The 25,562-nt window shown below is 38.7% G+C and carries 22 protein-coding genes and 1 pseudogene; 17 read left to right on the top strand and 6 right to left on the bottom strand.

The window, feature by feature from the left end; translation table 11 throughout:
- Nucleotides 1–68: 68 nt before the first annotated feature.
- From ATS71_RS16350 to ATS71_RS16370, 5 genes and pseudogenes are all read left to right on the top strand, one after another.
- A pseudogene (locus ATS71_RS16350) lies at nucleotides 69–932 on the top strand (PIN domain-containing protein); the annotation flags it as partial.
- Nucleotides 933–1,189: 257 nt separating this feature from the next.
- On the top strand, nucleotides 1,190–2,572 hold the full coding sequence (locus ATS71_RS16355) for a PhoH family protein (protein WP_058405775.1): 1,383 nt from the start codon (nucleotides 1,190–1,192) through the stop codon (nucleotides 2,570–2,572).
- 192 nt (nucleotides 2,573–2,764) lie between these two features.
- A complete protein-coding gene (locus ATS71_RS16360) occupies nucleotides 2,765–3,127 on the top strand; it encodes a hypothetical protein (protein ID WP_008109624.1) in 363 nt (120 codons plus the stop codon).
- A gap of 209 nt (nucleotides 3,128–3,336) precedes the next feature.
- A complete protein-coding gene (locus tag ATS71_RS16365) occupies nucleotides 3,337–4,374 on the top strand; it encodes a hypothetical protein (protein ID WP_058405776.1) in 1,038 nt (345 codons plus the stop codon).
- Nucleotides 4,371–4,718, top strand: a complete 348-nt coding sequence (locus ATS71_RS16370) for a hypothetical protein (RefSeq protein WP_058405777.1) — start codon at nucleotides 4,371–4,373, stop codon at nucleotides 4,716–4,718. Before ATS71_RS16365 ends, ATS71_RS16370 begins: the two co-directional genes overlap by 4 nt.
- A gap of 137 nt (nucleotides 4,719–4,855) precedes the next feature.
- Here the strand turns inward: ATS71_RS16370 and ATS71_RS16375 are convergent, their stop codons facing one another.
- The 4 genes from ATS71_RS16375 to ATS71_RS16390 all read right to left on the bottom strand — a co-directional run bounded on the left by ATS71_RS16375 (nucleotide 4,856) and on the right by ATS71_RS16390 (nucleotide 11,120).
- Nucleotides 4,856–8,056, bottom strand: coding sequence for an efflux RND transporter permease subunit (locus ATS71_RS16375; RefSeq protein ID WP_058405778.1), 3,201 nt, complete (start codon nucleotides 8,054–8,056; stop codon nucleotides 4,856–4,858).
- Nucleotides 8,057–8,067: 11 nt separating this feature from the next.
- A complete protein-coding gene (locus ATS71_RS16380; protein ID WP_058405779.1) occupies nucleotides 8,068–9,402 on the bottom strand; it encodes an efflux RND transporter periplasmic adaptor subunit in 1,335 nt (444 codons plus the stop codon).
- A gap of 66 nt (nucleotides 9,403–9,468) precedes the next feature.
- Nucleotides 9,469–10,686 carry a TolC family protein gene (locus ATS71_RS16385; protein ID WP_008128666.1) on the bottom strand — a complete coding sequence of 406 codons (1,218 nt, stop codon included), beginning with the start codon at nucleotides 10,684–10,686 and terminating at the stop codon, nucleotides 9,469–9,471.
- A gap of 83 nt (nucleotides 10,687–10,769) precedes the next feature.
- Nucleotides 10,770–11,120: a hypothetical protein gene (locus ATS71_RS16390; RefSeq protein ID WP_008128668.1), complete on the bottom strand. Its 351-nt coding sequence runs from the start codon at nucleotides 11,118–11,120 to the stop codon at nucleotides 10,770–10,772.
- 166 nt (nucleotides 11,121–11,286) lie between these two features.
- On the opposite strand from ATS71_RS16390, the gene ATS71_RS16395 reads away from it, so the two are divergent.
- The 4 genes from ATS71_RS16395 to ATS71_RS16415 all read left to right on the top strand — a co-directional run bounded on the left by ATS71_RS16395 (nucleotide 11,287) and on the right by ATS71_RS16415 (nucleotide 18,037).
- Entirely contained in the window at nucleotides 11,287–12,186 is a 900-nt protein-coding gene (locus ATS71_RS16395; RefSeq protein ID WP_058405780.1) for a cation transporter, read from the top strand.
- Between the two features lie 452 nt (nucleotides 12,187–12,638).
- Nucleotides 12,639–13,931, top strand: coding sequence for a TolC family protein (locus ATS71_RS16405; RefSeq protein WP_008128677.1), 1,293 nt, complete (start codon nucleotides 12,639–12,641; stop codon nucleotides 13,929–13,931).
- 70 nt (nucleotides 13,932–14,001) lie between these two features.
- Nucleotides 14,002–14,898, top strand: a complete 897-nt coding sequence (locus ATS71_RS16410) for an efflux RND transporter periplasmic adaptor subunit (protein WP_058405781.1) — start codon at nucleotides 14,002–14,004, stop codon at nucleotides 14,896–14,898.
- Nucleotides 14,899–14,908: 10 nt separating this feature from the next.
- Entirely contained in the window at nucleotides 14,909–18,037 is a 3,129-nt protein-coding gene (locus ATS71_RS16415) for an efflux RND transporter permease subunit (RefSeq protein ID WP_058405782.1), read from the top strand.
- A 71-nt stretch (nucleotides 18,038–18,108) separates the two neighbouring features.
- Here the strand turns inward: ATS71_RS16415 and ATS71_RS16420 are convergent, their stop codons facing one another.
- Both ATS71_RS16420 and ATS71_RS16425 read right to left on the bottom strand, forming a co-directional pair.
- Nucleotides 18,109–18,996, bottom strand: coding sequence for a cation diffusion facilitator family transporter (locus ATS71_RS16420; RefSeq protein ID WP_058405783.1), 888 nt, complete (start codon nucleotides 18,994–18,996; stop codon nucleotides 18,109–18,111).
- Nucleotides 18,983–19,714: a transglutaminase-like domain-containing protein gene (locus ATS71_RS16425; protein WP_058405784.1), complete on the bottom strand. Its 732-nt coding sequence runs from the start codon at nucleotides 19,712–19,714 to the stop codon at nucleotides 18,983–18,985. The genes ATS71_RS16420 and ATS71_RS16425 overlap by 14 nt, the downstream gene beginning before the upstream one ends.
- A gap of 77 nt (nucleotides 19,715–19,791) precedes the next feature.
- Between ATS71_RS16425 and cadR the strand changes: the two genes are divergently transcribed.
- The 8 genes from cadR (at nucleotide 19,792) to ATS71_RS16460 (ending at nucleotide 25,552) form a co-directional block, all read left to right on the top strand.
- Entirely contained in the window at nucleotides 19,792–20,181 is a 390-nt protein-coding gene (gene cadR / locus ATS71_RS16430) for a Cd(II)/Pb(II)-responsive transcriptional regulator (RefSeq protein WP_008128687.1), read from the top strand.
- A 42-nt stretch (nucleotides 20,182–20,223) separates the two neighbouring features.
- Nucleotides 20,224–20,601, top strand: a complete 378-nt coding sequence (locus tag ATS71_RS16435) for a MerR family transcriptional regulator (RefSeq protein WP_058405785.1) — start codon at nucleotides 20,224–20,226, stop codon at nucleotides 20,599–20,601.
- 61 nt (nucleotides 20,602–20,662) lie between these two features.
- Nucleotides 20,663–21,052: an organomercurial transporter MerC gene (gene merC, locus ATS71_RS16440; protein ID WP_058405786.1), complete on the top strand. Its 390-nt coding sequence runs from the start codon at nucleotides 20,663–20,665 to the stop codon at nucleotides 21,050–21,052.
- Complete coding sequence (locus ATS71_RS19240) at nucleotides 21,040–21,264, top strand: GDCCVxC domain-containing (seleno)protein (RefSeq protein ID WP_082653641.1); 225 nt, start codon at nucleotides 21,040–21,042, stop codon at nucleotides 21,262–21,264. Before merC ends, ATS71_RS19240 begins: the two co-directional genes overlap by 13 nt.
- 133 nt (nucleotides 21,265–21,397) lie before the next feature.
- The gene (locus tag ATS71_RS16445; protein ID WP_058405787.1) at nucleotides 21,398–21,778 is read left to right on the top strand and encodes a hypothetical protein; all 381 of its coding nucleotides are present in this window, start codon (nucleotides 21,398–21,400) and stop codon (nucleotides 21,776–21,778) included.
- A gap of 107 nt (nucleotides 21,779–21,885) precedes the next feature.
- The gene (locus ATS71_RS16450) at nucleotides 21,886–22,383 is read left to right on the top strand and encodes a DUF411 domain-containing protein (protein WP_004589252.1); all 498 of its coding nucleotides are present in this window, start codon (nucleotides 21,886–21,888) and stop codon (nucleotides 22,381–22,383) included.
- Nucleotides 22,383–23,810: a TolC family protein gene (locus ATS71_RS16455; RefSeq protein WP_058405788.1), complete on the top strand. Its 1,428-nt coding sequence runs from the start codon at nucleotides 22,383–22,385 to the stop codon at nucleotides 23,808–23,810. Before ATS71_RS16450 ends, ATS71_RS16455 begins: the two co-directional genes overlap by 1 nt.
- Nucleotides 23,810–25,552 carry an efflux RND transporter periplasmic adaptor subunit gene (locus tag ATS71_RS16460; protein WP_058405789.1) on the top strand — a complete coding sequence of 581 codons (1,743 nt, stop codon included), beginning with the start codon at nucleotides 23,810–23,812 and terminating at the stop codon, nucleotides 25,550–25,552. Before ATS71_RS16455 ends, ATS71_RS16460 begins: the two co-directional genes overlap by 1 nt.
- The last annotated feature ends 10 nt before the right edge of the window (nucleotides 25,553–25,562 follow it).

The following is a 25,562-nucleotide window of genomic DNA, read 5'->3' on the forward strand; positions in this document are numbered from 1 at the left end:
TGATTTTTGCCCGTTTTACTTAGTTATTTTGGTATAGCATAAAAATCATAAAACGTAAGGAAAGTGCTATGGAAAAAGCTTCGAACCTTGAAAGTAAAATGTATGTGCTAGACACCAACGTACTCCTCCACGAGCCCCTCGCTTATTTGTCTTTTCAAGAACATAACGTGGTTATCCCAATGACTGTTTTAGAAGAGCTGGATCACATAAAGGATAGAAAACACGATGTAAGCCGCGATGCCCGCGTTGCAATTCGTGGTTTAGATGAGGTACTTAAAAACGCAACCCCTGAACAAATGCTACAAGGCGTTGCTTTGCCAAGTAATAAAAAGGCTAAATCGAGTTCTGCCGGTACGCTCATTATTGTTAATGACCATTTATTTGCAGACTCAATTTCGGGGTTGCCGGGCAATGAAAACGATCATCGGATTATTAATTGTGCGGTATATTTACAAAAGCAGCATAGCGATTCAAAAGTGATATTGGTTACCAAAGACATAAACATGCGTTTAAAAGCAAAAGGCGCAGGACTTAAATATGTAGAGGATTACCGAACTGATCAGCTTATTGATGATATTAGCTTGCTCACTAGCGGTTATAAAAAAATAGAAGGTGATTTTTGGGGACATGTAGGGCAGTGCAACACAGAGCAACATGGGCGAGATACGTTTCATCATGTGCCTAAAAATCTAATACCCGATGTATTTTGTAATGAGTATTTACTTGATGAGGGTAATCACTTTGCGGCTAGGGTAAAGTCGTTTGATGATGAACACATTACTATAAAAGATATTAGTGTTGAGCGGTTAATGCATCATCATGCATGGGGCGTTAAGCCCAAAAATATTTATCAAGGTATGGCGCTGGATGCATTACTTGATACTAGCATTGAATTGGTAATATTAACTGGACCTGCAGGGTGTGGAAAAACAGGTATTACTGCAAGCTTTTTTTCAATATTTGTGCAGACCTATCTACAGACCTTATTCTTACTGAATAAATTGAGTATTTATAACAGGCTAAGATCTAATCTCTCTAACATGTCATTAAGTGTGACTTAAAGAATAGAACCATTCATCAATAAATATAAATAACGGATTTAACCTGCAAGAGGCACAAACAAAAATAATAAAGCTAAGGTAAATCTAAAATGCTAATTAATGAAAATCGTTCTCAAAGGAGAACTAAAATGAATAATCCAAGTGAAAACAAAACCCCAAGAGTATTGGATACATCGGCACTAGTTCATGATCCAAAGTCACTTCTTGCGTACAGTGAAGACGTATACATCTGTCTAACAGTTCTAGAAGAATTAGATAACTTAAAAGAAAGAACTAACAAATCGGTTAGTGCTGATGCTCGTGTATGTATTCGTATGCTTGAAGATATAATAAATGGGCACAGTGCAGAAGAGATGGAAGCTGGTATTCCACTGCCTTCTACTGAAACAGCTAAACGAGGAAAACTGTTTATTGGAATTGATACCCAGCTCGATATGGCTAAAGAGTTAAAGCACGGTATTGGAAGTGACGCTGACAATAGAATAATTAACTATGCACTGTATCTTCAGAAGGACTTAGATAAAGACGTAGTAATTGTTAGCCGTGACATTAATATGCGCTTGAAAGCTCGAACCGTAGGGGTCATGGCAGAAGACGTTGCCGTAGATAATCAAATATCAGATATTGATCTTTTATACACAGGGGTACAAGCCTTTAAAGGAGATCTTTTTGATCGAATTAAATCAGACAAAGACTTCAAGGTTTCAGGAGAAGTTTATACTTTCCCAATAAGTCTATTTAATGATGAAGTTCAGCCAAACATGTATTGGTACGATGAAGCTGGACACATTGGGCGAATTTCAGAAGTAACAGATACTGAGGTATTCACAAAGTTATTGCCTCGTAAACAAGAAAAAGTATGGGGCATTTTGCCTAAAAATCAGCGTCAGGCAGTAGCTTTAAGCCAATTAACAGATCCATATTATGACTTAAATATCATCCTTGGCCCTGCTGGCTCCGGAAAAACTTTTTTAGCAGTTGCTTCGGCGCTGCATCAAGTATTGGAGTTAAAAAAGTACAAAAAAATCGTTGTGGTGCGCTCCAGAGACTTTATGGACGATGATCCGGGGTTTTTACCCGGTGACCTGACAGAGAAATCAATGCCGTTATTAGCAGGTATAACAGATGCGCTTATATCAATGCATTCAGGTGATAACAATGAAGGTAATATTAGTGCAACTGTTGAGCATGTGATCGAAAAAGCCAATATAGAATTTACTAGTATGGCTTACTTCCGAGGTCGTTCAATAGACGATGCTGTTTTAATCATTGATGAAGCTCAAAACATGACTAGAGCGCAAATTAAGGGCATGTTAAGCCGTGGTGGCAAAAATTGTCGCACAATCGTGTTGGGCAACTTAGCCCAGATTGATGATAAGTTTGTCACACCCGCATCTTCAGGTGCTAGCGCGGCTGTTAACGTGTATAGAAACTATGAAAAAGGCTCAGTATTGATATTTGATGAAGTAGAGCGTAGTAGCTTGGCTGAATTCACTGAAAAGAACATGTAGGCATCAAACTACAATTCACATTTCCTTATAATATTGCGACAATAGCCACTGCTTTTTGCAGTGGCTTTTCAGAGAAGCCCGTTCCCACGAAAACAGGACGAAATGGATTTACTCTGAACTAAAAGATTAAATATTCACAAAAACTGAGTGACATAGGTGCGTGGCCTAGCGTTGCCGTTTTTTGGTGTATTGATGTCTTTTAATAAAGAAGACCTGCTAGTAAATATAAAAAGGCAGGCAAAACGATTATCTAAATTATTAACTATTCCCCTTGGACAAGCCCAAGAAGCCCTAGCTATTTGTCTTTACGGCTGTGACAGTTACAGCGATTTACTAGTAAAAATAAAAGCTGAATCCTTTGACAACCCATTGATAGCACTGTCTGCACTCTCACCAAACTCGGAAATATTTTTAGTAAAAATATTAGCTAGCCACCTAGATAGCATTATTGGAAATTTTGAAAAAAAATTTCCCGGCTCCAATATAAATGAAGAGATGGTCGTATCCCTGTTTGGGCTTAGCTTTTCAGAGTTCAAACTCAAAATATCTACCTAAAGTTGTACAAATACGTAAGTTGTCATTTTGTTTTTTGGCGATATTATAATATGAAGGCTGAACGGACAGCCTACGCCTACACATGTTTTTAAAATAAAAATATGAGCAGTGAAGCGGAGCATCCGTAAAAATTTGGTGATTCAAATAATCGAATAAATAGTGTGTTGGTAGGCCATTATTTTTTCGCAATAAATTATTTGGAAAATTACATGATATCGCTAAATCAATTACAAAATAAATTAAATAATCAAACAAAAAACTTCGCCTTACTATTAGAATTTCCCCAGCAATATGCTGAACGTCTATGGTCAATCGGTGTTTACGATTGTGCTACTATTCCACAAGCTCATGAGCGTCTTAGAGACGTTTTTGACAGCAATGATTTAAATTCAATTCTTACGCATGACTCTTTCAAATATCTGATTATTAATGAATACGATGATCAAGAAATAATTGAGTCACTTCATAAAGAAATAACGGCAATGGCATCCCGCATAGAAAGCCAGATGTTTGTTGATATCGAAACTTTAGAATTAGTTTCTGCAATTTATAAAGTTTTGGGTTTGTCTGAAGATGCCAAGTTCATCATTAATACAGGAGCTAACTTTAGGCTGGAATGGCGACCTTATTTTGACGCATATGATGATCCATTAGCCGTTCAATATGCGGATTTAAAGGTTCACGGCTGCTACTACAGGCTCATTGCCACTAAGTTTCCTTTTGAAAAAATATCTTTCGATAATATTAAAAGTTATTTGTACAAAATCAAGTGGGAGCACGATGGTGAGTTTGAGGGCTGCATTTCTAATGGTAACAGTTTCTCAAAGCATGAAGACTGGCTGATGATGACACTTGAGCTTTTCAACTCTGGAATAGGAAATGACGCTAGATTAAATCCAACGACCTTCGAAATTGAAAGGGTACGATATTTAGTTTATGGCTTTCCTCTGGTGCCTTCGTTGGTATCAGACTGGCATAAGCCTGACCTTAACCTTCAGGTTAAAAACCTAGACGGAGACCAAAAGTTTATAGTTCGTATTGACCAGCAGAGCCTAATATTTTACGCCCGTCGAGTAGAGGCTAGTTTGTTTAATACGATTGATTGTGAAAAGCATATTTCGTTGTATCGAGCTAGTGTTCTTGCTCATTTTGACGCAGATGACGAGTTATTAAAGGTCAATGGGGTTAAGTACTTAACATGCTTTCGTCCATATTCTCTAGAAGACACGAGAGGTGTTCAGATATGACAGAAAAAACTTACTTAAAGGACGTAAGCATAGTATCGGTTTATGACTACAAAGATTTTGAAAAAACATTTTTGATTGATGTCTTAGCTGGTGTAGTTATTGACGATGAAACATTTAGATTTCGTCCATTTGAGCAAATAGTTACTTCAAAAATTGTTAACAAAAGAGTTGTTGGCGACAAAATAGAAGTAATTACTCATAACGGAAGTTGTTATGTAATTGATGTTGAACATAAGTTATATGACATTTCATTTGCTGAGCTTGTAGTAATGAGAATAGGAGTGCATTCACCTGAACGTATTTTAGAAATGAGAGAACAGCTCAAAACTCCAAAATTGAATTGAATGTTAGTATGCTACGCGAGTTGCAATAACTATTACATTTAATTTCATTAAACTTTTTGGTGAATCTTTACTATTAATTAATAGTCCCACACAAAACGTCACTTAGGTGTGGGATATTGGTTCTTAATAAAATTATTCTATCTAGATAACTCCTCAATTTTCTTTCTAGAAAACCAGCTATATAAAACAGGCAAGACAAACAGTGTTAGCAGTGTTGCTGTTACCAATCCGCCAACAATAACGCTCGCTAATGGACGCTGGATTTCTGCACCAACACCATTAGACATTAACATCGGTATCAAACCTAAAGCCGATGTTATTGCTGTCATTAAAACTGGCCTCAATCTGGAGGTTGCTCCTTCAAATACAGCTTGAGAAACTTCCAAGCCATCTCTAATTCGTTGGTTAATACTCTCTACCATTACCACGCCGTTCAATACAGCAACACCAAATAGTGTAATGAAGCCAACGGAGCTAGGCACGGACAAGTATTGTCCAGATAAATATAAGGAAAAAACACCGCCAATTACAGCAAGCGGTACGTTGACCAATATCAGCATTGCTTGACCAACAGAGCCAAAAGCAAAGTAGAGTAGCAGTGCGATTAGTGCTAACGATAAAGGTACAACAATAGCTAGTCTATTTTGAGCACGTTGCTGGCTTTCGAACTGACCGCCAATCGAAACAGAATAGCCTGAAGGTAAATCAACCTTATCAGCAATTACCGTTTTGATATCAGCAACTACGCTACCCATATCACGGTTTTGAACATTTGCTTGGATAACAACCCGTCTTTGTACATCGTCGCGTCTAACTTGCGGAGGCCCCGATTCAAACGACACCGTTGCAACATCACCTAAGCGTACCCAAGCACCTGTTGGTGACTGAATGCGAATATCAGAAATCGCTTCCTTATTTCGTCGGTATTCTTCTTCAATACGTACATAAACATCATAACGCTCATTGCCGTTAATTATTTGCCCAGCTTCAACGCCTCCGATACCATCTCGTACAACTTCCATAATATTAGTGACGGAAAGCCCGAATCTTGAAAGCTCTTGCCTGTTAGGCTTTACAACTAGTTGCGCTTCCCCTGCAATTTGTTCAAGGGCAACATCTTTTGCTCCATTGACTTCTCTTATGGCAGCTTCAATTTCCTGACCTTTAGCCGCCAAAACTTCGAGTTCTGGCCCAAATAACTTAATCGCCAATTGAGCTTTAACGCCAGATATTAGCTCGTCAACACGAGTCGCAATTGGCTGAGAAAAGTTAAGTAGTAGCCCCGGAAACTCTTCTAATGATCTTTCCATCTTACCTTGAAGTTCATAGCGGTTAGATGCACTTGTCCATTGTGAGATAGGTTTTAAACCAATGTAAATTTCTATATTGTTTACAGGCTCTGGGTCGCCGCCAATTTCTGCCCTACCTATACGGCTAAGTGCATAGGTTACTTCAGGGAACGCCATTAATTTTTCTTCTAGAATTGGCGCGACAGTTAACGCAGTATCTAAACTTGAAGAAGGTGCCAGCGTTACTCTTAAGTTTATCGTGCCTTCTTCTAACTCTGGCACGAACTCAGTACCAATATAAGGCACGGTTGCCAAAGCAGATATAACTAATAGTATGGATGTAGAAACAATCAATTTAGTGTGTTTTAGAGAAAATTTCAGCCCTTTTTTGTAGAGCATGTTTAACGGCTTGAGAACGAAACTTTCTCTCTCTTTTACACCAGATCTAAATAGATAAGTTGCCAGTGCAGGTACGATAAACAACGCAACCACAATCGCAGATACAACGGCTAAGATGATGCTTATTGCCATAGGTTGGAATAACTTTGCTTCAACCCCTTCAAAACTGAACAATGGCGCAAATACGACTAAAATAATCGAGGCTGCAAAAAAGACAGGACGAGCCACTTCTTTACCTGCTTCTGTCAGGCGCAGTTCAATACCATGATCGTCGTGTTCGACATCGTGCGGATCTGCGTCAGAAGTTGGAACGCGTTCCTTTACCGATTTCGAATGTGTCGCGTCAGGTCTATTTAAATGTTTAAACATATTTTCAACCATAACGACTGAACCATCAACTAGCATACCAATGGCTACGGCAATGCCACCCAGTGACATAAGGTTTGCAGAAATGCCCCACCAAGCCATGATCATTAACGCGATACCAATTGAAATTGGAATAGATATTAAGACGAGAAAGGTTGCACGTAAGTTCATCAAAAACAGTGCTAGAACAATCGCGATGAAAATAAATGCAAGTAATAAGGCATCTACAACAGTGTTAACGGCTTTTTCAATCAAATCAGCCTGATCATAAAATGGCTCAAAGCGAACACCTTCCGGCAATGCTTGATTAATTAATGGAATTCTTGCATTGATACCATCAATGGTGGCTTTAGTATTTGAACCCATGCGTTTAAGTACAATACCAGAGACAACTTCGCCTAAATTTTCGACTTTTCCATTGGGTGATTTTCGCGTCATGGTGACAGCGCCTTGACGAATTTCACTGCCCATTTCAACTTTAGCAATATCTGAAACCGTCACAACCGTTCCATCAACCGTTTTAACGGGAACTTGTTTGATGTTACTGATGCCAGCCTCACCACTCTCAAACCAGCCTGTGCCTCTAATGACAAGCTGCTCTTGTCCACGGTTCATGTACCATCCGCCAACGTTGGCATTATTGCTATCTAATGCGCTAACGATATCTTCTTGCGTTAGTTCATATGCTAGGAGCTTAGAAGGATCGACGTTGACTTGATATTGCCTAACATTACCACCAAAAGAGAGCACATCAGTAACGCCATCGACTGGCATAATAAGCAATTTTACTATCCAATCATTGAGGCTCCTGAGTGCCATAGCATCATAGCCAGCGTTTTTATCTGAAATAAGTAAGTACTGAAACACCTGACCTAAACCCGATGTGTTTGGTCCCATTTCTGGCGTGCCGACACCTTCTGGTATTAACTCTTTTGCTGCTTGAAGCCGTTCAAATACGAGTTGTCTTGCAAAGTAAATGTCGGTGCCTTCTTTAAACACTACGGTTACGCCAGAAAGACCTGTTTTAGAAATTGAACGTACTTGCTCAACATCTGGTAAGGCGTACATAACCGCTTCAATGGGGTAAGTAATAAGTTGTTCGACTTCTTCGGCAGCCAGTCCCGGTGCTTCAGTATTAACAGCGACTTGAACGTTAGTAACGTCAGGAAAAGCATCCAAATTTAATTTTGGGATCACCATAATTGAGCCGACAATTGTGGCAAACAGTGCAATTAATATAAGGAGTCTGTTGTTAACAGACCAATCTATTATTTTATTAAACATAGTCTTGCTCCTTAGTGGTTATGCGGATCAAATCCGCCTTTAGCGATTTCAGAAGCAACAAAAAATGCGCCTTTGGTTACAATTCGAGTACCACTTTCTAGTCCGATAATTTCTCTGAAATCACCTAAAGCTCGACCAAGATTAACTTCAGTCGCTTTAAACTCTCCGGGATGGTCTTCAACAAATACTGTCCAATCACCACCGGCACTGCGGATCAGTGAACCTTCTGGTACAGCCATCACTTTCTGTTTTGTGGCGAACTGGAAATAGACTTTGACGAACATACCAGAGTGGAGTTTGTCATCAGCATTTTCTACCGCTAATCTGATAATTCGGGTGCGGGTCTTGGGATCAATAGTATGTGCTTCTTGGATAACTTTAGCTTTGTAACTTTGACCTTCTAATTTGATTGTCGCAGGAGAGTTAATTGATAGACTAAGCTTTTTGTTTGGCGAGACTTTAGCCTCAACCCATAATTGTTTTTCGTCCGCAAGTAACATAACAGTATCTCCGGCATCAACGCGTTGGCCTTGGATAAAGTCGTCTAGAAGCACGACACCTTCACGCTGGGCAGTTAATGTATATTGTCCAAATGCTTTAATGTCTTTGTTAGAAATACCATTTATTGCTTTTTCAGTTAACCCTAAAGCAATGAGTTTCCCATAACTCGCATTGTATGTTGTTTCAGCTTGTAATAATCGACTTTCACTCACCGTCTTATTACCCAGCTTTTTTACACGTTGCCATTCGGTGGAGGCAATTAAATAGTCCGCTTGCGCTTGTGCCATTGCCTCACTAAATAAAGTGACTAACTTTTGGCCTATTTCTACGTGCTCTCCAAGCGCTGCGTGACGACTAATAATGACGGACTCAGTACGAGGTGAAACCACGTAGCTTTTATAACCGTTGGCTTTTATTTCTCCGGGGGCATATATCGTGCTAAATTGATATTCTGGGATGACGCTTTCTACTTTGATGTTAGCAAGTGACATATTTTTCGGGCTAAGAGTTATACCTTCTTCATGTTCGTCTTCTTTATTCTCATTTCCGTGGTCATGGTCACCTTTTTCTTCCTTATGTCCTTTTTCGTGGCCGTGCTCGTCAAGATCTTCTTCTTGACCTTTTAGGCTTTCTCTTTCTGAGTACTCACTATGCTCAGGGTGTTCTTTAGCATGAACTCTCTCGTTCTCAGAGTGTTTATGTTCTTTTGTGTCTTGTTTGGAAAGCTTTGTGACAGAATCAGTAACATCTGACGACTGTGCAAAAGCATCATGACTTGTAGTAAGCCCTACTAACAGGCTGCTAATTACTACGGCTAATAATTTTTTACTAAATATTGTATTCATTTTTGTAACCTATATTTTTTATAAATTTAAGATTTCGCTTCTTTCGCTAATGAAAAATTAGCGCGTTCAAATCTCAAGTTTTGATAACTGACCTATACTTAAAACGAAGGATATTTCTGCAAGCTTAAATTGCTTTTCCAACCGGATGCCTGCATGAAGCGCTTCCGCGCGTTGATTTAATGCGAGTAAATAATCAGAAGTATTTATGTCACCAGCTTCCCAGCGTTTGTTGAGTAACTTTGCGCTGCTAGCCAACCTGCCTTGGGTGAGTTTGTGCCATTGCTGGTAGTAATTTTTACTGACAGTCAGCGACTCATAATTAGCTTTTGCTTCAAAAGACTGTTTTCGGTAAATTGAATGAAAGTGGGCCTCTGCTGCAATGGCTTCTGAATAAGCGGCTTTAACAGTATCTGAATAGTTATTTCTGATGTTTAAAGGAATTGAGAAAGTCACACCAACCAAGTCTTCATCTCCACTTTTACCTGCGCTAACTCCAATGGTTGGATTAGGTTTAGATTCCATAGTGGTTAGTTGAGCTTTAGATTGTTGCCCCTTCCATTGCGCTCTTGCGAGTTTAACTTTTGGATGATCCTCAACCCACTGTGAATCAAATGAATAGCTTGTTGCTCCAAAAGTAAATAAGGGTAAATTGGCGGTATTAGGCGTCCAATCTGGCAATAACTCCTGAACCTTTATCTCTGCATTTTTAAAAGCAATTTGAGACTCAGATATTTCACTAAAAATTTGCGACAAGTTTAAATAGACTAGCTCAGCGTCAAGTGGCTCTAGAAGTCCAGCTTTTCGTTTGTCTTCAACAATTCCAACGAGCGTTTGCAATTGCTCTTCTCTTTCTGAAAGTAACTGAGCAGCTTTTTTTGCTGCTTGCCAATTAACTAATGCAGTTAAGGCATTAGCCTTTTTAGAATCGAGTAGAGATAACAATTGTTGCTGGTTTGCATAAACATCAATTTCACCAATGGTTTTATTTGTTGATTGCTTATCCCAAAAATCTATCGTTTGACTGATACCAATAGAGTAATTATCAAAATCACCTTCTTTTTCATAGTTTGCTTCAAGCTCTGGGTTATATACGGCTTGAGTTAAACTTTTGGCTCTATGATTACTTGCATTAAGTAACTCTTTTGCCGCAACAACTTCGGGATCTTTATTTATTTGACTATCTAGCCATGAAATACTTTTCTGTTTGCCATAAGTGGCAACTGAAAAACTCACAGCCATGCATAAAGACAGGACTAAACCTGCATTTTTTAAATATATATACATAAAAGTTCTTAATTTTAAAATTAATAAACACGAACCCTTTATCCATTGTTAAAGAATAAATAGGTCATTAAAAATTAATCTAATTAAGAAATAGGTGGGCGATGTATCGCTTCTAGGAAGGCTTTTGTCTGGTCAAATTGATAAGGAGTTTTATTGATAATATTTAGCTTACCATCGACATTTGAATTACTGACTAAAATCCAAGATAAGTGGCTGCCACTGCAATGACCACAGTGATGACAATCCTTTACATCGTGCTGTTCATCATCTGTATTATCATTTAAAACATTTCGATCATCGTCATGATCATGTTGAGTTTGAAGGTGCTCTATATCTATCTGGTGATTCTCAGATGTTGCGGATACAACAGCAGTTAACGATTGCAAAACAATAGAAACGACTAATAGTATTTTTAGCACAACATTAAGGTTCAAAGTTATTACCTGTTAAATATAGTATTTAAAATACTAGCAGAAACTATTTACTTAAACTAGCCAATTTAGTTACTTCCCAATCTTTTCAAATTAAATAACTTTTTATTTGACTCTATAGCCACTATAGATTTTATACTTATTTTAATATTGTTTCGGAATGTTAAATATGTCAGAAAAATGTAGTGGTAAGTGTCAATCATCTCCTACCAACGAAGACGTAAAAATTGATACACAATTAGATAACTATAGTGGCGCGTTTGTCAGTACATATAAAGTGCCTCAAATGGACTGTCCTTCAGAAGAGAGATTGATCAGATTAGCACTTGACTCAATTCAGCCTTCAGTTGGATTGCAGTTTGATATTCCTAATCGCTTAGTCAAAGTTTTTCATGATGAAAATTTAGATGAGATAACAAAAAAGTTACAACAACTTAAACTCGGTGCAGAGTTAGAGTCAACTAAACAAAGTTGCAGTACAGAAGCTGCAAAAGCAAAAGACTTAGCCCAAAAAAATGAGATGAAAGAAGCATCAACCCTAAAATGGTTGTTAGCCATTAATGGAGTCATGTTTTTTATAGAAGTAATTGCTGGGATTATTGCACAGTCTGCTGGCCTAATTGCAGACTCATTAGATATGTTTGCTGATGCTGCTGTGTATGGTTTAGCTATTTATGCCGTAGGTAAAAGTATTAGCATGAAACTTAGAGCAGCACATATATCTGGTGTGCTTCAAGTTATTCTAGCGCTAGGTGCTTTGAGCGAAGTCGTAAGACGCTTTGTTTACGGTAGTGAACCGATCTCTTCTTTAATGATGATATTTGGTGGAATAGCACTAATCGCTAACGTTGCTTGTCTGTTTTTGATATTTGGCAACAAAGAAGACGGCGCTCATATGAAAGCGAGTTGGATTTTTTCAGCAAATGACGTTATCGCAAACGTTGGTGTAATTTTAGCTGGCTTATTAGTTACAGCAACAAGCAGTCGTTATCCAGATTTAGTGATTGGTTTGATAATTGCTCTTGTCGTTTTAAACGGTGCTCGCCGCATCTTACAGCTAAAGTATTAAGCAGAGAAATGAAAATAATGCACTCATCGTATATCAAATCAAATATATCATACGTGATAATGATTTTAATCGCGGTGCAATCTGTGTTTTTTTCGCTAGAAGAGCTTGAAGTAAACTTAATTGAAAGTTCTTTTAATACATCACTAACTGAGTCTATTACCCCGCTAAAATCTCCAGAAACCTCCAATATATTTGAGGTGAGTAATAGCAACACTTCAATTGATAATTGTAATTTTTGTTGCTGTTGTCACTTATTTTTAAATGCAGATTATTCTTGTAACATTTTACAAACAATAGAATATTTCCTTACCTACGCCTTAGTTTCTCCTGAGCTAAAAGGCTATATCTCGGTGCCATTCCGCCCACCTAAATACGCCTAAATTTTATAGAAAATTATGAAAGGTCAAATGTTAATGACCGAAAAAAACATATAAATTTATAGGAAAGTATACATGGCACTTAATACCTGTGTGCATCGCAAGATAGCAATTTTGAGGTGTGTAACACCTCGGCTTAAATATATCGCGTTTCTCGCGTTGTCACTTTTTACATTTAATGTTTATGCCTTTGAAAAGCAGTTAAATCTTCAAGAGGCAATTCAGTGGACGCTTAAACAAAATCCTGAACTCAAAATATTTGATTTCAAACAAACCGCATTAACAGGACAAGAACAAACAGCAAGTTTAAATCCTGCTTATGAACTAGAAGTTGAAGCTGAGAACTTTGCAGGCTCAGGTGAATTTAATGCATTCGACAGTGCTGAATTAACAGTCGCTCTATCTTCGGTTATCGAAATGGGAGATAAACGCTCAGCGCGGATTGGACTTGTTTCAAAATCAAGAGCACTACTCAATGCTGAGAAAGAAGTCTCTGCGCTTAATTTAATGGCTCAAGTCACTGAGAAGTACGTGGAAGTACTTGCAGCCCAACAAAGAGTTATATTGGCAGAAAATGCTTTGAGCTTAGCACAAGAAACGTTAGAGATTGTATCTCAGCGTAACCGCGCAGGTGCTACTCCTGAGGCTGAAGTGAAACGCTCAAAAGCAGTTATTGCTCAGGCTAACCTCACCCTTCAATCTGAACAAAAGCGCTTGGAATATCTAAAGCTTTCTTTATCAGCTTACTGGGGAGAAACATCAGTGTCATTCTCTAGAGTAACTGGAGATCTGTTTCAGTTTGGCAATGATAGTGATTTTAGTAGTCTCTTTGCGAAATTAGAGAAAAACCCTGCTATTCAAGTTTATGCAAGTGAGCAGCGACTAAAAGAGGCCGAATTACAGTTGGCTAAAACAGAGTCAACGGCCAATATCAAATGGTCTGTTGGTGTTAGGCGCTCTCAAGAAGTCAATGATACGGTACTGGTCGCTGGCTTTAGCTTACCTTTGTTTGCTGAAAAGCGAAATTCTGGTGCAATCGCTAGTGCGCTAGCAGAGCGTGACCAAGTTGCCATAGAGAAAGAGGCGACTAAGTTGAGGTTTAGAAATCACTTACTACGAGCATACTCCAATAGAAAACAAGCCATATTAACAGCTAATTCATTAAAGCAGTCGGTTATCCCAATGCTTGAAGATGCACTGGAAGATACTCAAGACGCCTATCAAAAAGGTCGATATGGATATCTTGATTATGTATCGGCTAGACAAGAGCTGTTAAATGCTCGGCGAACCCTCATTGATGCGGCATCTGCTGCCCTAATTTATGGCGCAGAGATAGAAAAACTAACAAACGAAGCGCTGTCACTCTAAATAAACATCACTTTAAGTTTAATAACAATTTATTGATTCAGTTATTAACTGAATCGTTTAGGAATTCAAAATGAAAAACTATTTACTCGCACTATTGATTTTTATTGGGTATCTATCACCCATTCAAAGTGTTATCGCTAGTGAAGATGAACATGAAGGCGAAGAAGGCATTAGCAAAATAAACAATAACATGGCAAAAAGGCTTGGTGTTGAAACAGCCTATTTAGCTTCAAAAACGTTGAACCAAACTATCCCTGTATACGGCGCTACGACGATAGGCGCTGAACAATTATTTCAAGTTGGCGCTAGATATAACGGCGTTATAAAGACAATTAACTCCACTGTTGGTGATAAGGTAAAAAAAGGAGATCTATTGGCCGTTATTGAATCTAACGAAAGCTTAAATACCTATAAAATAACGTCCCCTGTTTCTGGGGTAGTTTTACAGAGAAATGGAAATGTTGGCGGTATCACGCAAAACACTAGCTTGTTTGAAATCGTCAATTTTGACACCTTGTGGGCTGAATTTAAGGTGTTTACCAGCCAATATAATCAAATCAAAGTCGGTCAGCATGTTGATATTGAGCAAGGTGAACACGCATTCAGTTCAGTCATCACTAATATTATTCCAGCTAAAGACCAACCTTATGTATTGGCACGGGTACGATTAAACAACACTGAGTTAAAGCTAACGTCAGGTCAATTATTAAAAGGCAACGTCAAAATAAATCAATTCAAGGTGGATTTAGCCGTTGAGAAAGTTGCTATCCAAGAACTGGGGGGACAATTAGGTTTATTTGTTAAAGAAGATGAAGAGTACGAATTTGCACCGCTTGTATTAGGACGTTCAGATAAGAACTATATCGAGGTTATTGGTGGCCTCAGTAAAGACACTGAATATGTAAACAAAAACAGTTATCTGATAAAAGCAGATATATTGAAATCTGAAGTAGAAGACGACGATTAGGAGACGCAATATGATTGAATCAATTTTGCGTCTTGCAATAAATAGGCGCTATTTAGTATTAAGCTTGCTGATGGTAATCATCGGCGTTGGTATGTGGAGTTATCAAAAACTTCCCATTGATGCTGTTCCAGATATAACAAACGTGCAGGTACAAATAAACACTTCTGCCCCCGGTTATTCACCTTTGGAAGCGGAACAAAGGGTGACCTTTCCTGTAGAAACAGCCTTAGCCGGATTGCCAAAGCTGTCTCACACCCGCTCCCTGTCAAGATATGGATTATCTCAAGTAACCGTTATCTTTGAAGAGGGAACCGATATTTATTTTGCTCGCAACTTAATCAATGCAAGATTAGCTGCGATAAAAGGCGTTATTCCCTCTGGCTTAGAGCCAGAAATGGGTCCTATTTCGACAGGGCTTGGCGAAATATTTATGTATACCGTACAAGCTTCTCCTGACGCTAAAATGCCTAATGGAGAGCCTTATACCGCTATTGCCTTAAGAGAAATACAAGACTGGATCATTAAACCGCAATTGGCTCAAGTTAAAGGCGTCATTGAGGTCAACAGTATCGGCGGCTACAACAAGCAATATCACATAACGCCTAAACCCGAAAAATTACTTTTTCATCAGGTAACCTTTGAAGAAATATCTGATGCATTACGTAAAAACAATGACAACCGTGGCGCAGGTTATATCGAACAAAACGGACAGCAAGTGTTAGTGCGCTCCATTGGGCAACTTGAGACAATAGATGAGATCCTCAATGTCATCATCAAAAAGAACAATGGTATTCCTGTAAAAATAAGTGATGTTGCCAATGTTGCTATTGGCAAAGAACTTAGAACAGGGGCTGCTACTCGTAATGGCATTGAGACAGTGCTTGGTACAACCATGATGCTGATTGGTGAGAATTCTCGCACCGTTGCCTTAGCAGTTGAACAGAAGCTCAGCGAAATACAAAAATCTCTGCCAAAGGGCATTACCGCTGAGCCTGTTTACGACAGAACAACATTAGTAGATAAAGCGATTGCAACCGTTACCAAAAACCTCGTTGAAGGTGCGCTTTTAGTTATTGTTGTGTTATTTATTCTACTTGGAAATTTACGTGCAGCTCTCATTACCGCTGCTGTTATCCCTATTTCCATGTTAATGACAATCACAGGTATGGTGCAAGCAGGAGTATCTGCCAATTTAATGAGTCTCGGCGCATTGGACTTTGGCTTGATAGTGGACGGGGCTGTAATCATCGTTGAAAACTCTGTCCGTAGGTTAGCACAGGCCCAACACAACGGTCATAGGCAAGACTTAAGAGAACGCCTAAATACCGTTTTTGAAGCCACTTCAGAAGTGATACGTCCAAGCTTGTTTGGTGTGGCAATTATCACTGTTGTTTACATCCCCATTTTCACGCTAACTGGCGTTGAAGGGAAAATGTTCCACCCTATGGCGGCAACTGTCGTTATGGCGTTAATTTCCGCAATGATCCTTTCAGTTACACTGGTTCCTGCTGCTGTAGCTGTGTTTATGAAAGGTAAAATCAGCGAAAAAGAAAGTGTAGTTATTCGTTCAACCAAGTCTATTTATGAACCATTGTTAAAAATGGCGATGAAATTTCGTTGGATTATTGTTTCATTCTCAACGCTGTTAATGGGGTATAGCCTTTGGTTAGCAACTACGCTTGGGACAGAATTTGTTCCTCAATTAAATGAAGGTGATATTGCACTACAGGCATTAAGAATTCCATCGACTGGCCTAGAGCAATCAGTAGAAATGCAAGAAGTACTTGAGCAACGTATTAAAGCGTTTCCTGAAGTTGATAAAGTATTCTCGCGCATCGGCACACCAGAAGTAGCAACTGATCCAATGCCACCGAGTATTGCTGATATCTTTGTTATTTTAAAACCACGTAAAGATTGGGCCGAACCTTCAAAGCCAAAGAGTGAATTAGTTGAAGAAATGGAAGAGGTACTGAAAAACATTCCGGGCAACAACTATGAATTCACTCAGCCTATTCAAATGCGTTTCAATGAATTGATTTCTGGCGTTAGAGCTGATGTGGGCATCAAAGTATTTGGCGATGATTTGGATCGGTTATTACTTACCGCAAAAGATATTCTAAATATTGTGAAAACCGTGGACGGTGCTGCTGATGCCCGAATGGAACAAGTCACAGGTGTTCCATCTTTATCGGTAATCCCTAAACGCGAAGCACTTGGTAGGTATGGATTGAACGTTACCGAATTGCAAGACTGGGTTGCCACTGCAATAGGGGGGGAATCTGCGGGGATCATTTATGAAGGAGACAGACGATTTGAGTTAGTTGTTCGTCTACCGGAGCAAACTAGAACGGATATTGATGGTTTGAAATTTCTGCCGCTTCCACTTGAGAATGGTAACTATGTGCCACTTGAAGAAGTTGCAGAGCTTAAATCTGAGTCTTTACCTGCTCAAATTAGCCGTGAGAGCGGTAAAAGAAGAGTTGTGGTTACCGTCAATGTTCGTGGTAGAGATTTAGGCGGTTTTGTCAAAGAAGTGAAAGCTAAAATTAATCAGGAAGGAGAAATTCCAGCAGGATACTGGCTTGATTATGGCGGAACCTTTGAACAGCTAGAGTCAGCGAGTAAAAGATTAAGCTTAGTTGTGCCGATCACACTAATTGTTATCTTAGGTATTTTGGTTATTGCATTTGGTTCATTAAAAGATGCATTGATCATTTTCAGTGGTGTACCGTTAGCATTAACTGGGGGCGTAATTTCTCTTTATTTAAGAGACATGCCTTTATCTATTTCGGCAGGTGTCGGCTTCATAGCATTGTCAGGTGTTGCCGTATTAAATGGCTTGGTTATGTTGGCTTTTATTCGAGATCTTTGGCATGAAAAAGGCGACCTTTACGTAGCGATCATTGAAGGTGCCATCATTCGTTTAAGACCTATTTTAATGACGGCACTGGTCGCAAGTTTAGGTTTTATTCCAATGGCGTTAAACACTGGAATTGGTGCAGAAGTGCAACGACCACTAGCAACAGTTGTTATCGGCGGTATTATATCTTCTACAATTTTAACTTTGTTTGTATTGCCTATTTTATATCAATGGGCGCATGGCGCTGAGAGCAGTAAACAGCAATCTGACGAAATTTAAAAACAAAAAAGCAGCTTAATTTATGTTTAAGCTGCTTTTATATTTAATCTTTTTATTTTAATTTTTAAAGTTTAATTCGCATCATCTCGGCAAGTCTCTTTAGGAAACTCAAATTCAATGGTTGTATGAGACAAGCGATAGGCAGAAAGTCTCTTAGCCACTTGTTCCTTAAGTTTAATTAATTCATCAACGTCAATTTTTTCGACTAATTCTATGTGAGCGGTTAATACGTGACTTTCGCCATCTAACGACCAAAAATGCAGATGATGTACGCCATTAACTTCTGGAAGGTTAGTTAGCGACTCTTTTATACTTTCTTGAGTTTCTTCATCTGGCGCGGCCTGAAGAAACAAGACAATTGTTGATTTCAGATTTTTAAAAACATTGAACAAGATAAACAATGTGAAGCCAATAGATAGTAACGGATCTAAAATGGGCAAATCTACAAATAACAGCACAATAGATACAATAAGCACAGCAACCCAGCCAAGTACGTCTTCAAGCAAGTGCCATGTAAGTACTTTTTCATTTAAGGTTTCTCCAGCTTTTAATTTTAATACAGCATATCCGTTAACGGCAACGCCGAGTATCGCTAGCCCTAACATCCCCTCGACAACAGGCATTTCAGGATTGGACAGCCTTGGAATTGCTTCAAATAAAATCCAAATTGAGCCAATGATTAAAACAATACTGTTTATCAATGCGCCAAAGAGTGTAAGTCTACGATAACCATAACTAAACTTATCTGATGCTTCTTTATCTGAAAAACGACTTAAAATCCACGCAAAACCTATTGAAAGACTATCACCAAGATCGTGAACTGCATCTGCCATTATCGCCGTACTGTTAGTGAGCCAACCACCTATAAATTCTATAATAGTGAATGTCACATTAAGGAAAAATGCCCAACCAATACGGTCATCTTTACCATGTTGATGACTATGATTATGGTTGTGCATTTTGCACCTCCAGTACTGTCGTCTTTCTAATGTTGGCGACATTGAAGTTGATCAGGTGACGGATCACTCGTTGATACATCCAACGTTTAACGCCTGACAAATTAGTGCCTTTTTCTTGGTAGAACTTATCAGGAGAGTCATAAAGTCCGAAATCATCATGAATACCTTCTTTTTGAATATAGGTATCAGTTCCGCGCCAATTTATATCTGGAGTAGAGAAGCATTTTGTCGCAACACCATAACCACAAAAGTTATCTTTTTCTTCGCTAAATTTCTGTTGTAACGAAGTGAGATATTGCTCATCCAAGATAAAGCCTTCTAAGTTGATCCAACGTCCATCAAAGTAAACCTCTACCCAACTGTGGATAATGTATTTCGGCGCTAACCAAAAGACATACGTTGGAATAGCACCTTTTTGCAATTGCTGAGCAATGGTGAACCCGTGAAATCGGCATTGAATACCTAACCCTCGTAACAAGGCCATCAGTAAGTTACCTTTGGTATTACATTGTCCGTAACCATCCGCTAAAACATTGCTTGCAGAAATGTCATCGCTTTCATTGTAGCCAAATAATATTTCATCTTTAACAAATTGGTAGGCCGCACCAATTTTGTTGAAATCATCCAAGCTTTTCCACCTTCGTTGATTTATGAGGGATTGGATATTTTTGTGTTCAAAATTGACTATGCTGGTCTTGGTTAGATACTTATCACACATTTTTACCCCTTATTAACTTGTATGCTTTAACTATAAAACCTATAGTAACTATAGAGTCAAGTTTATTGGAAAGGTTTATGAAAATTGGCGAATTATCGAAAACATCAGGCTGTTCAATACAAACAATTAGGTATTATGAAAGAGAAGGGTTGCTTTCAGATCCTGAGCGCTCTGAGGGTAACTTTAGGTTGTATTCCAATAAGGCGTTAAAAGAGCTGGAATTCGTTAAGCATTGTCGCAGCCTCGATATATCTCTTGATGATATCAAACGTCTTATTGAATTAAAGAATAAGCCAGAAGAAAGCTGCTCTAGTGTGAATGAATTGATTAAGCAGCAATTAAATTTAGTCAACAAACGCATGAAAGAATTAAAGGCCTTAAAAAATGAATTACAACATATGGCAAGTACATGCAATTCTGATAATACCATTGAAGGATGCGGTATTATTAAGTCGTTGGATAGTTAATCTAAATTCTGCTTTGAGCTATTCTTAGTCGCAAAGGCAATTATGAAAACCATTGGTAAATTAGCACAATCATTAAATTTAAACGTAGAAACCATTCGTTTTTATGAGCGAGAAGGACTTATTACACAACCTACAAAACCAATATCAGGTTATAGACAATATGACGAAACAATAGCAGGACAACTTAGGTTCATCACAAAAGCCAAAATGCTCGGCTTTACGTTAAAAGAAATTAAATCGCTAATGTCTATGGACAACGACTGCGCTCAAGTTGAGTTATTAAGCCGACAAAAGTTAGCAATCATTCGAGAAAAAATTAGCGACCTTCAACGTTTAGAGAAAGTAATTGTGGATATGACAAATACCTGTATACAAAACGATGATCCAACATATTGCCCTATTATTGATTCATTAAAATGATTGACTCCGTACTCATGTACGGAGTTTAAAGTGCTGGTAATATCAACCAATAGACTTTCAAATGATAAATAAAATTTTAGATAAAGTTGGCTCAGGCGGGGTTTGGCTTGCAGCACTTAGTTGTACAGGGTGTTTCCCTGCACTTGGTTCATTAGCATCAGCGTTGGGGTTAGGTTTTCTTTCTCATTTTGAGGGGATTGCTGTAAATACCTTGTTACCTATATTTGCAACTCTGGCGCTACTAGTAAACTTATACAACTGGCACAAAAATAAAAGCCATACCAGAGCTGCCTTCAGCATTCTTGGGCCTGTAGCAGTGCTATTAACGCTTTATCCTCTTTGGCAATATGATTGGAGCACATACCTATTTTACTTTGGTATTTGCTTAATGGTCGTTATGTCGGTTTTGGATATCGTAAAACCAGTAAGGGAGCAAACATGCAACGTATAGAGCTAAAGTCGACTATTACATGTCCAGAATGTGGGTATAGTAAAATTGAAGAAATGCCGACAAACGCTTGTCAGTGGTATTATGAATGTGAATCGTGCAAAGTTTTGTTAAAACCATTAAAGGGTGACTGCTGTGTTTACTGTTCATATGGAACAGTAAAGTGTCCACCAATTCAGGAAGGACATAATTGTTGCTCTCATACTGGTGATTAATTAGTTATTTTTTCTCGACTATATTCACTAGTCTCCTGTATTAATCAAAATTTTTAAAAGCACCACGGTTTATCATTTACTTAGATATGACTTTAATTTAGTATTGTGATGGTATTTTTCTTAAGAGAACTTTATGTTTAAACCACTTTCAAAAGTCTTAGTTGTTGTAGCTATGCTGATTGCCTTTGTTGGGCAAGCATTGGCTTATACTGCTATGTCTTGTGAAATGTCATCAGGTTCTCACGAATCACACATGAACATGGATCATTCCAAAATGAGTCATCATGAAGGAATGAATCATGGGGATATGAATAAAAGCAGTAATGGTCAATCAGAAGATTGTTGTGACGTTGAATGTATTTGTCCTGCAAATGCTTGCTCATCTACGACAGTCCTAAATTCCAGTATTGATTCGACAGATATTCAAATATTCAGTGAATCTGTAGCTGCTCTGCAATCTAAACAACCTCATTCAATTTCCACTTCCCTTTATCGTCCACCAATTTTTGCCTAATACAGGATTAGTGCGTCCAAATTTCGCGCACATGTAATTAATTTTTCTGTTAGTCAATATAGCGTCGTAGCGCTATAGATATTTTCCAGCGATGTCTGGGGGCAAAAATGATCAATAAGTATTTAAAAATAGCAGTAGTAATGCTGCTTTCACCTGCGTTTGCAAACGCCAACGAACATAACCATGCACACAATAACGACGTAACACCTTTGGAGTTAATCGTTTATAAAACCCCTACTTGTGGGTGTTGTAAAAAATGGATAACTCATATTGAAGACAAAGGGATCGTTGCGCATTCCAAAGATTTCCGAAACATCGGCAACATCAAAACTAAGTATGGTATCAAACCTAATTACCGTTCATGCCACACGGCAGTGAGTAGAAATGGATTTGCCTTTGAAGGTCATATACCTGCTAAATTTATTCAGCAGTTCTTATCAGAAGAACATCCCAATGCGATTGGGCTTTCAGTTCCAGCAATGCCAGTTGGCTCTCCCGGTATGGAAGTCGATGACCGCTTTATGCCATACAACGTGTTAATTCTATTTAAAGATGGAACGAGCAAAGTCTATGCAAAAGTTAAGACATACGAGGAGCAATTCTAATGAAATTGAACTCTTCAAACCTTACTTCACTTTCAACTGCATTAATACTCGGCTTATCTGTATTCTCAGCTCAAGCTGAGAAAGTAGTGTCGCTTGAACAAGCTATCACCTTAGCTCAGCAAAATGATCCTTGGCTTCATGGTAGCCGATTGAAACAAAGTGCAGTTGAAAATAGAAGTATTGCTTCAGGTACTTTGCCTGATCCGAAAGTATCGCTAGGGATAATGAATTTACCAACAGATACTTGGGATTTAGATCAGGAAGGAATGACTCAGCTAAAGGTTGGCGTCTCTCAAATGTTTCCGAGAGGCGACAGTCTAGAGATCAAGCAAGATCAGTTACAAATTGAGTCCACGAAATTTCCACTGCTTCGAGAGGATCGTAAAGCTAAGTTGAAAAGCCAAGTGTCACAACTTTGGTTAGATGCTTACTTAGCCCAGAAAACTATTAAATTGATTGAAGATGATTGGTCTCTCTTTGAGCAGATGGCGGAAGTGGCTAAAGCTAGCTATTCAAACGTTGTTGGTAAAACTAGACAGCAAGATGTTATTCGTGCTCAATTGGAAATAGTGCAGTTAGATGACAGATTAACTTCGCAAAAGCAGAAACTAGAAACGACAATCGCTCGCCTTAATGAGTGGCTTCATATTTACGATGCTGACCGATTGAATGAATCATTCAACTTTGACGCGCAACCACTAGAGTTTAGCGTCTCAAAAGAATTGCCTTCGATTCAATTGAATAATCCAACAGTCCTAAAAGCATCTAATTACTCAAGAAATCTATTGGCTCAGGCTCTTGCTAATCATCCAGCCATACTTGCAATTGATGTAAAACGCAAATCTTTAGAAAAAGGTGTTGAATTAGCTAAACAGAAATATGAGCCGCAATGGGGTGTTAATGCGAGCTATGCCTATCGTGACAATATGCCTTCTGGTGATAGCCGAGCTGATTTATTTTCTGTTGGTGTAACGTTTGATTTACCGTTGTTTACCGAGAACAGACAAGATAAGCAAGTTGCAGCTTCTATTGCAGATTCAGAGGCTGTTAAAACCGAGAAACTATTGCTGACAAAGCAAATGATCAGTGCGGTGGAAAAGGAGCTTAGACAGCTTAAGCGTTTATCTGATAGACAATCTATCTATCAAGAACAACTCCTTAAACAAACTCATGACCAAGCGGAAGCGTCTTTGACGGCTTACACCAATGATGATGGCGATTTTGCCGAAGTTGTTCGAGCAAGAATTGCCGAATTAAATACCAGAATATCAGCTTTAAGAATTGATGTTGATGCACTTAAAACAGTTACTCGCATCAACTATTTCTTTGCGCATTCTCAATCTAAATCAAATGCTGAACATAAGCCATTGCACACTTCGCACAAAACTAATCAGCACTTATCCAATAAGCAATTTGGAGAAAAATAATGTCAACGAATACGAAAACAATTATTGCCGTCATTATTGGGGCAGCACTAGGTGCAGGAGCATTGAGCTTATATCAAGGTGCAGGCTCAAACAGTGATACTGATGAAGCTACATCAGCAGAGAAACAACCGCTGTATTGGGTTGCACCGATGGATTCTAATTACCGCCGGGACAAGCCCGGTAAGTCGCCTATGGGGATGGATTTAATTCCTGTGTATGAGGAAGGATCATCTGGTGATGACTTTGGCCCCGGAGCAGTAAAAATTGCGCCTCATGTAGTGAATAACCTTGGGGTTCGCACTGCACCTGTTGAACTGAAAAATATGCATACTGAAATCTCAACGGTAGGTTACGTTCAATATGATGAAGATAAGCTAATTCATATCCACCCACGGGTTGATGGCTGGATTGATAAACTTTACATCAAAGCAGCAGGTAACCCTGTAGAGAAAGGGCAGCCTCTTTATACGCTCTATTCTCCTCAGTTAGTTAATGCTCAGGAAGAGCTGTTAATAGCGTTAAAGCGCAACAATAGTTCTTTAATTTCAGCAGCCAAAGATCGCCTAAAAGCGTTACAGCTTTCAGCAGACTTTATTAAAGAATTAGAGCAAACACGAAAGGTTCAGCAAACAATTACCTTTTATTCACCACAAGCAGGTGTTGTCGATGGTTTGAAGGTTAGAGAAGGTTTTTATGTAAAGCCGGGAAACACCTTATTAAGCATTGGCCAGCTAGATCAAGTTTGGGTTGAAGCAGAAGTGTTTGAACGTGACGCAGCCTTAATTAAAAAAGGACTTCCTGTATCAATGACACTGGATTATTTACCCGGTGAGGACTGGGCTGGTGTCGTTGATTATGTTTATCCAACATTGAACAGTAAAACACGCACACTCCGAGTGAGATTGAAATTTGATAACACAGACTATCAATTAAAACCAAATATGTTTGCACAAGTCTCTATTCACGCTAATCAAGCTGATAGCACCATCCTCGTGCCTAAAGAAGCCGTTATTAGAACAGGTAAACAGGACAGAGTAGTACTTGCGTTAGGTGATGGGCAATTTAAATCTATTGAAGTGACTATTGGCCGGGTTGATATCGACAGCATCGAAATATTAGACGGCTTAAATGAAGATGACGTTGTGGTGACATCTGCCCAATTCTTGATTGATTCTGAATCAAGTAAAAGCTCTGACTTTAAACGAATGACTCATGATGAAGTGCCTAACTCTGTTTGGATGCAAGGGGATGTTAATAGTGTTATGGCAGGGCACCGCATGGTTAATATTTCACATGGCCCAGCTGAAGCTTGGGATTGGCCTGAAATGGTTATGGATTTTACTGTGGCTGAAAAAGTCGATATTGACTCATTAAAGTCAGGTCAATCTTTGCACTTTGAAGTGAGCAAAACCGAAGACGGTGGATATGAAATTACTGGAATTCATATCATGAGTGAGCCTGAAGTATCATCAGCAACAGTATCTGGTTTGATCAATGCGATTGATATTGATACACGGATTCTAAATATTAGCAGAGGCCCAATAGAGAAATGGGATAGACCTGCTGCGACGATGGATTTTATCATCGCGGACAATATAGAAATGGTTGATTTCAATGTCGGTGATAATGTCACTTTCACTTTTGAGGTTAGAGATGACTTAGTTATCACTGACATTTCTCTTGAATCAGATGAACAACACGGCAAGGAAAATAAAGCTGCTGTTGATCATTCTAATCATTAAGTGGGAGAAA

Source organism: Pseudoalteromonas sp. H71, assembly GCF_001468485.1.
GTDB lineage: Bacteria > Pseudomonadota > Gammaproteobacteria > Enterobacterales > Alteromonadaceae > Pseudoalteromonas.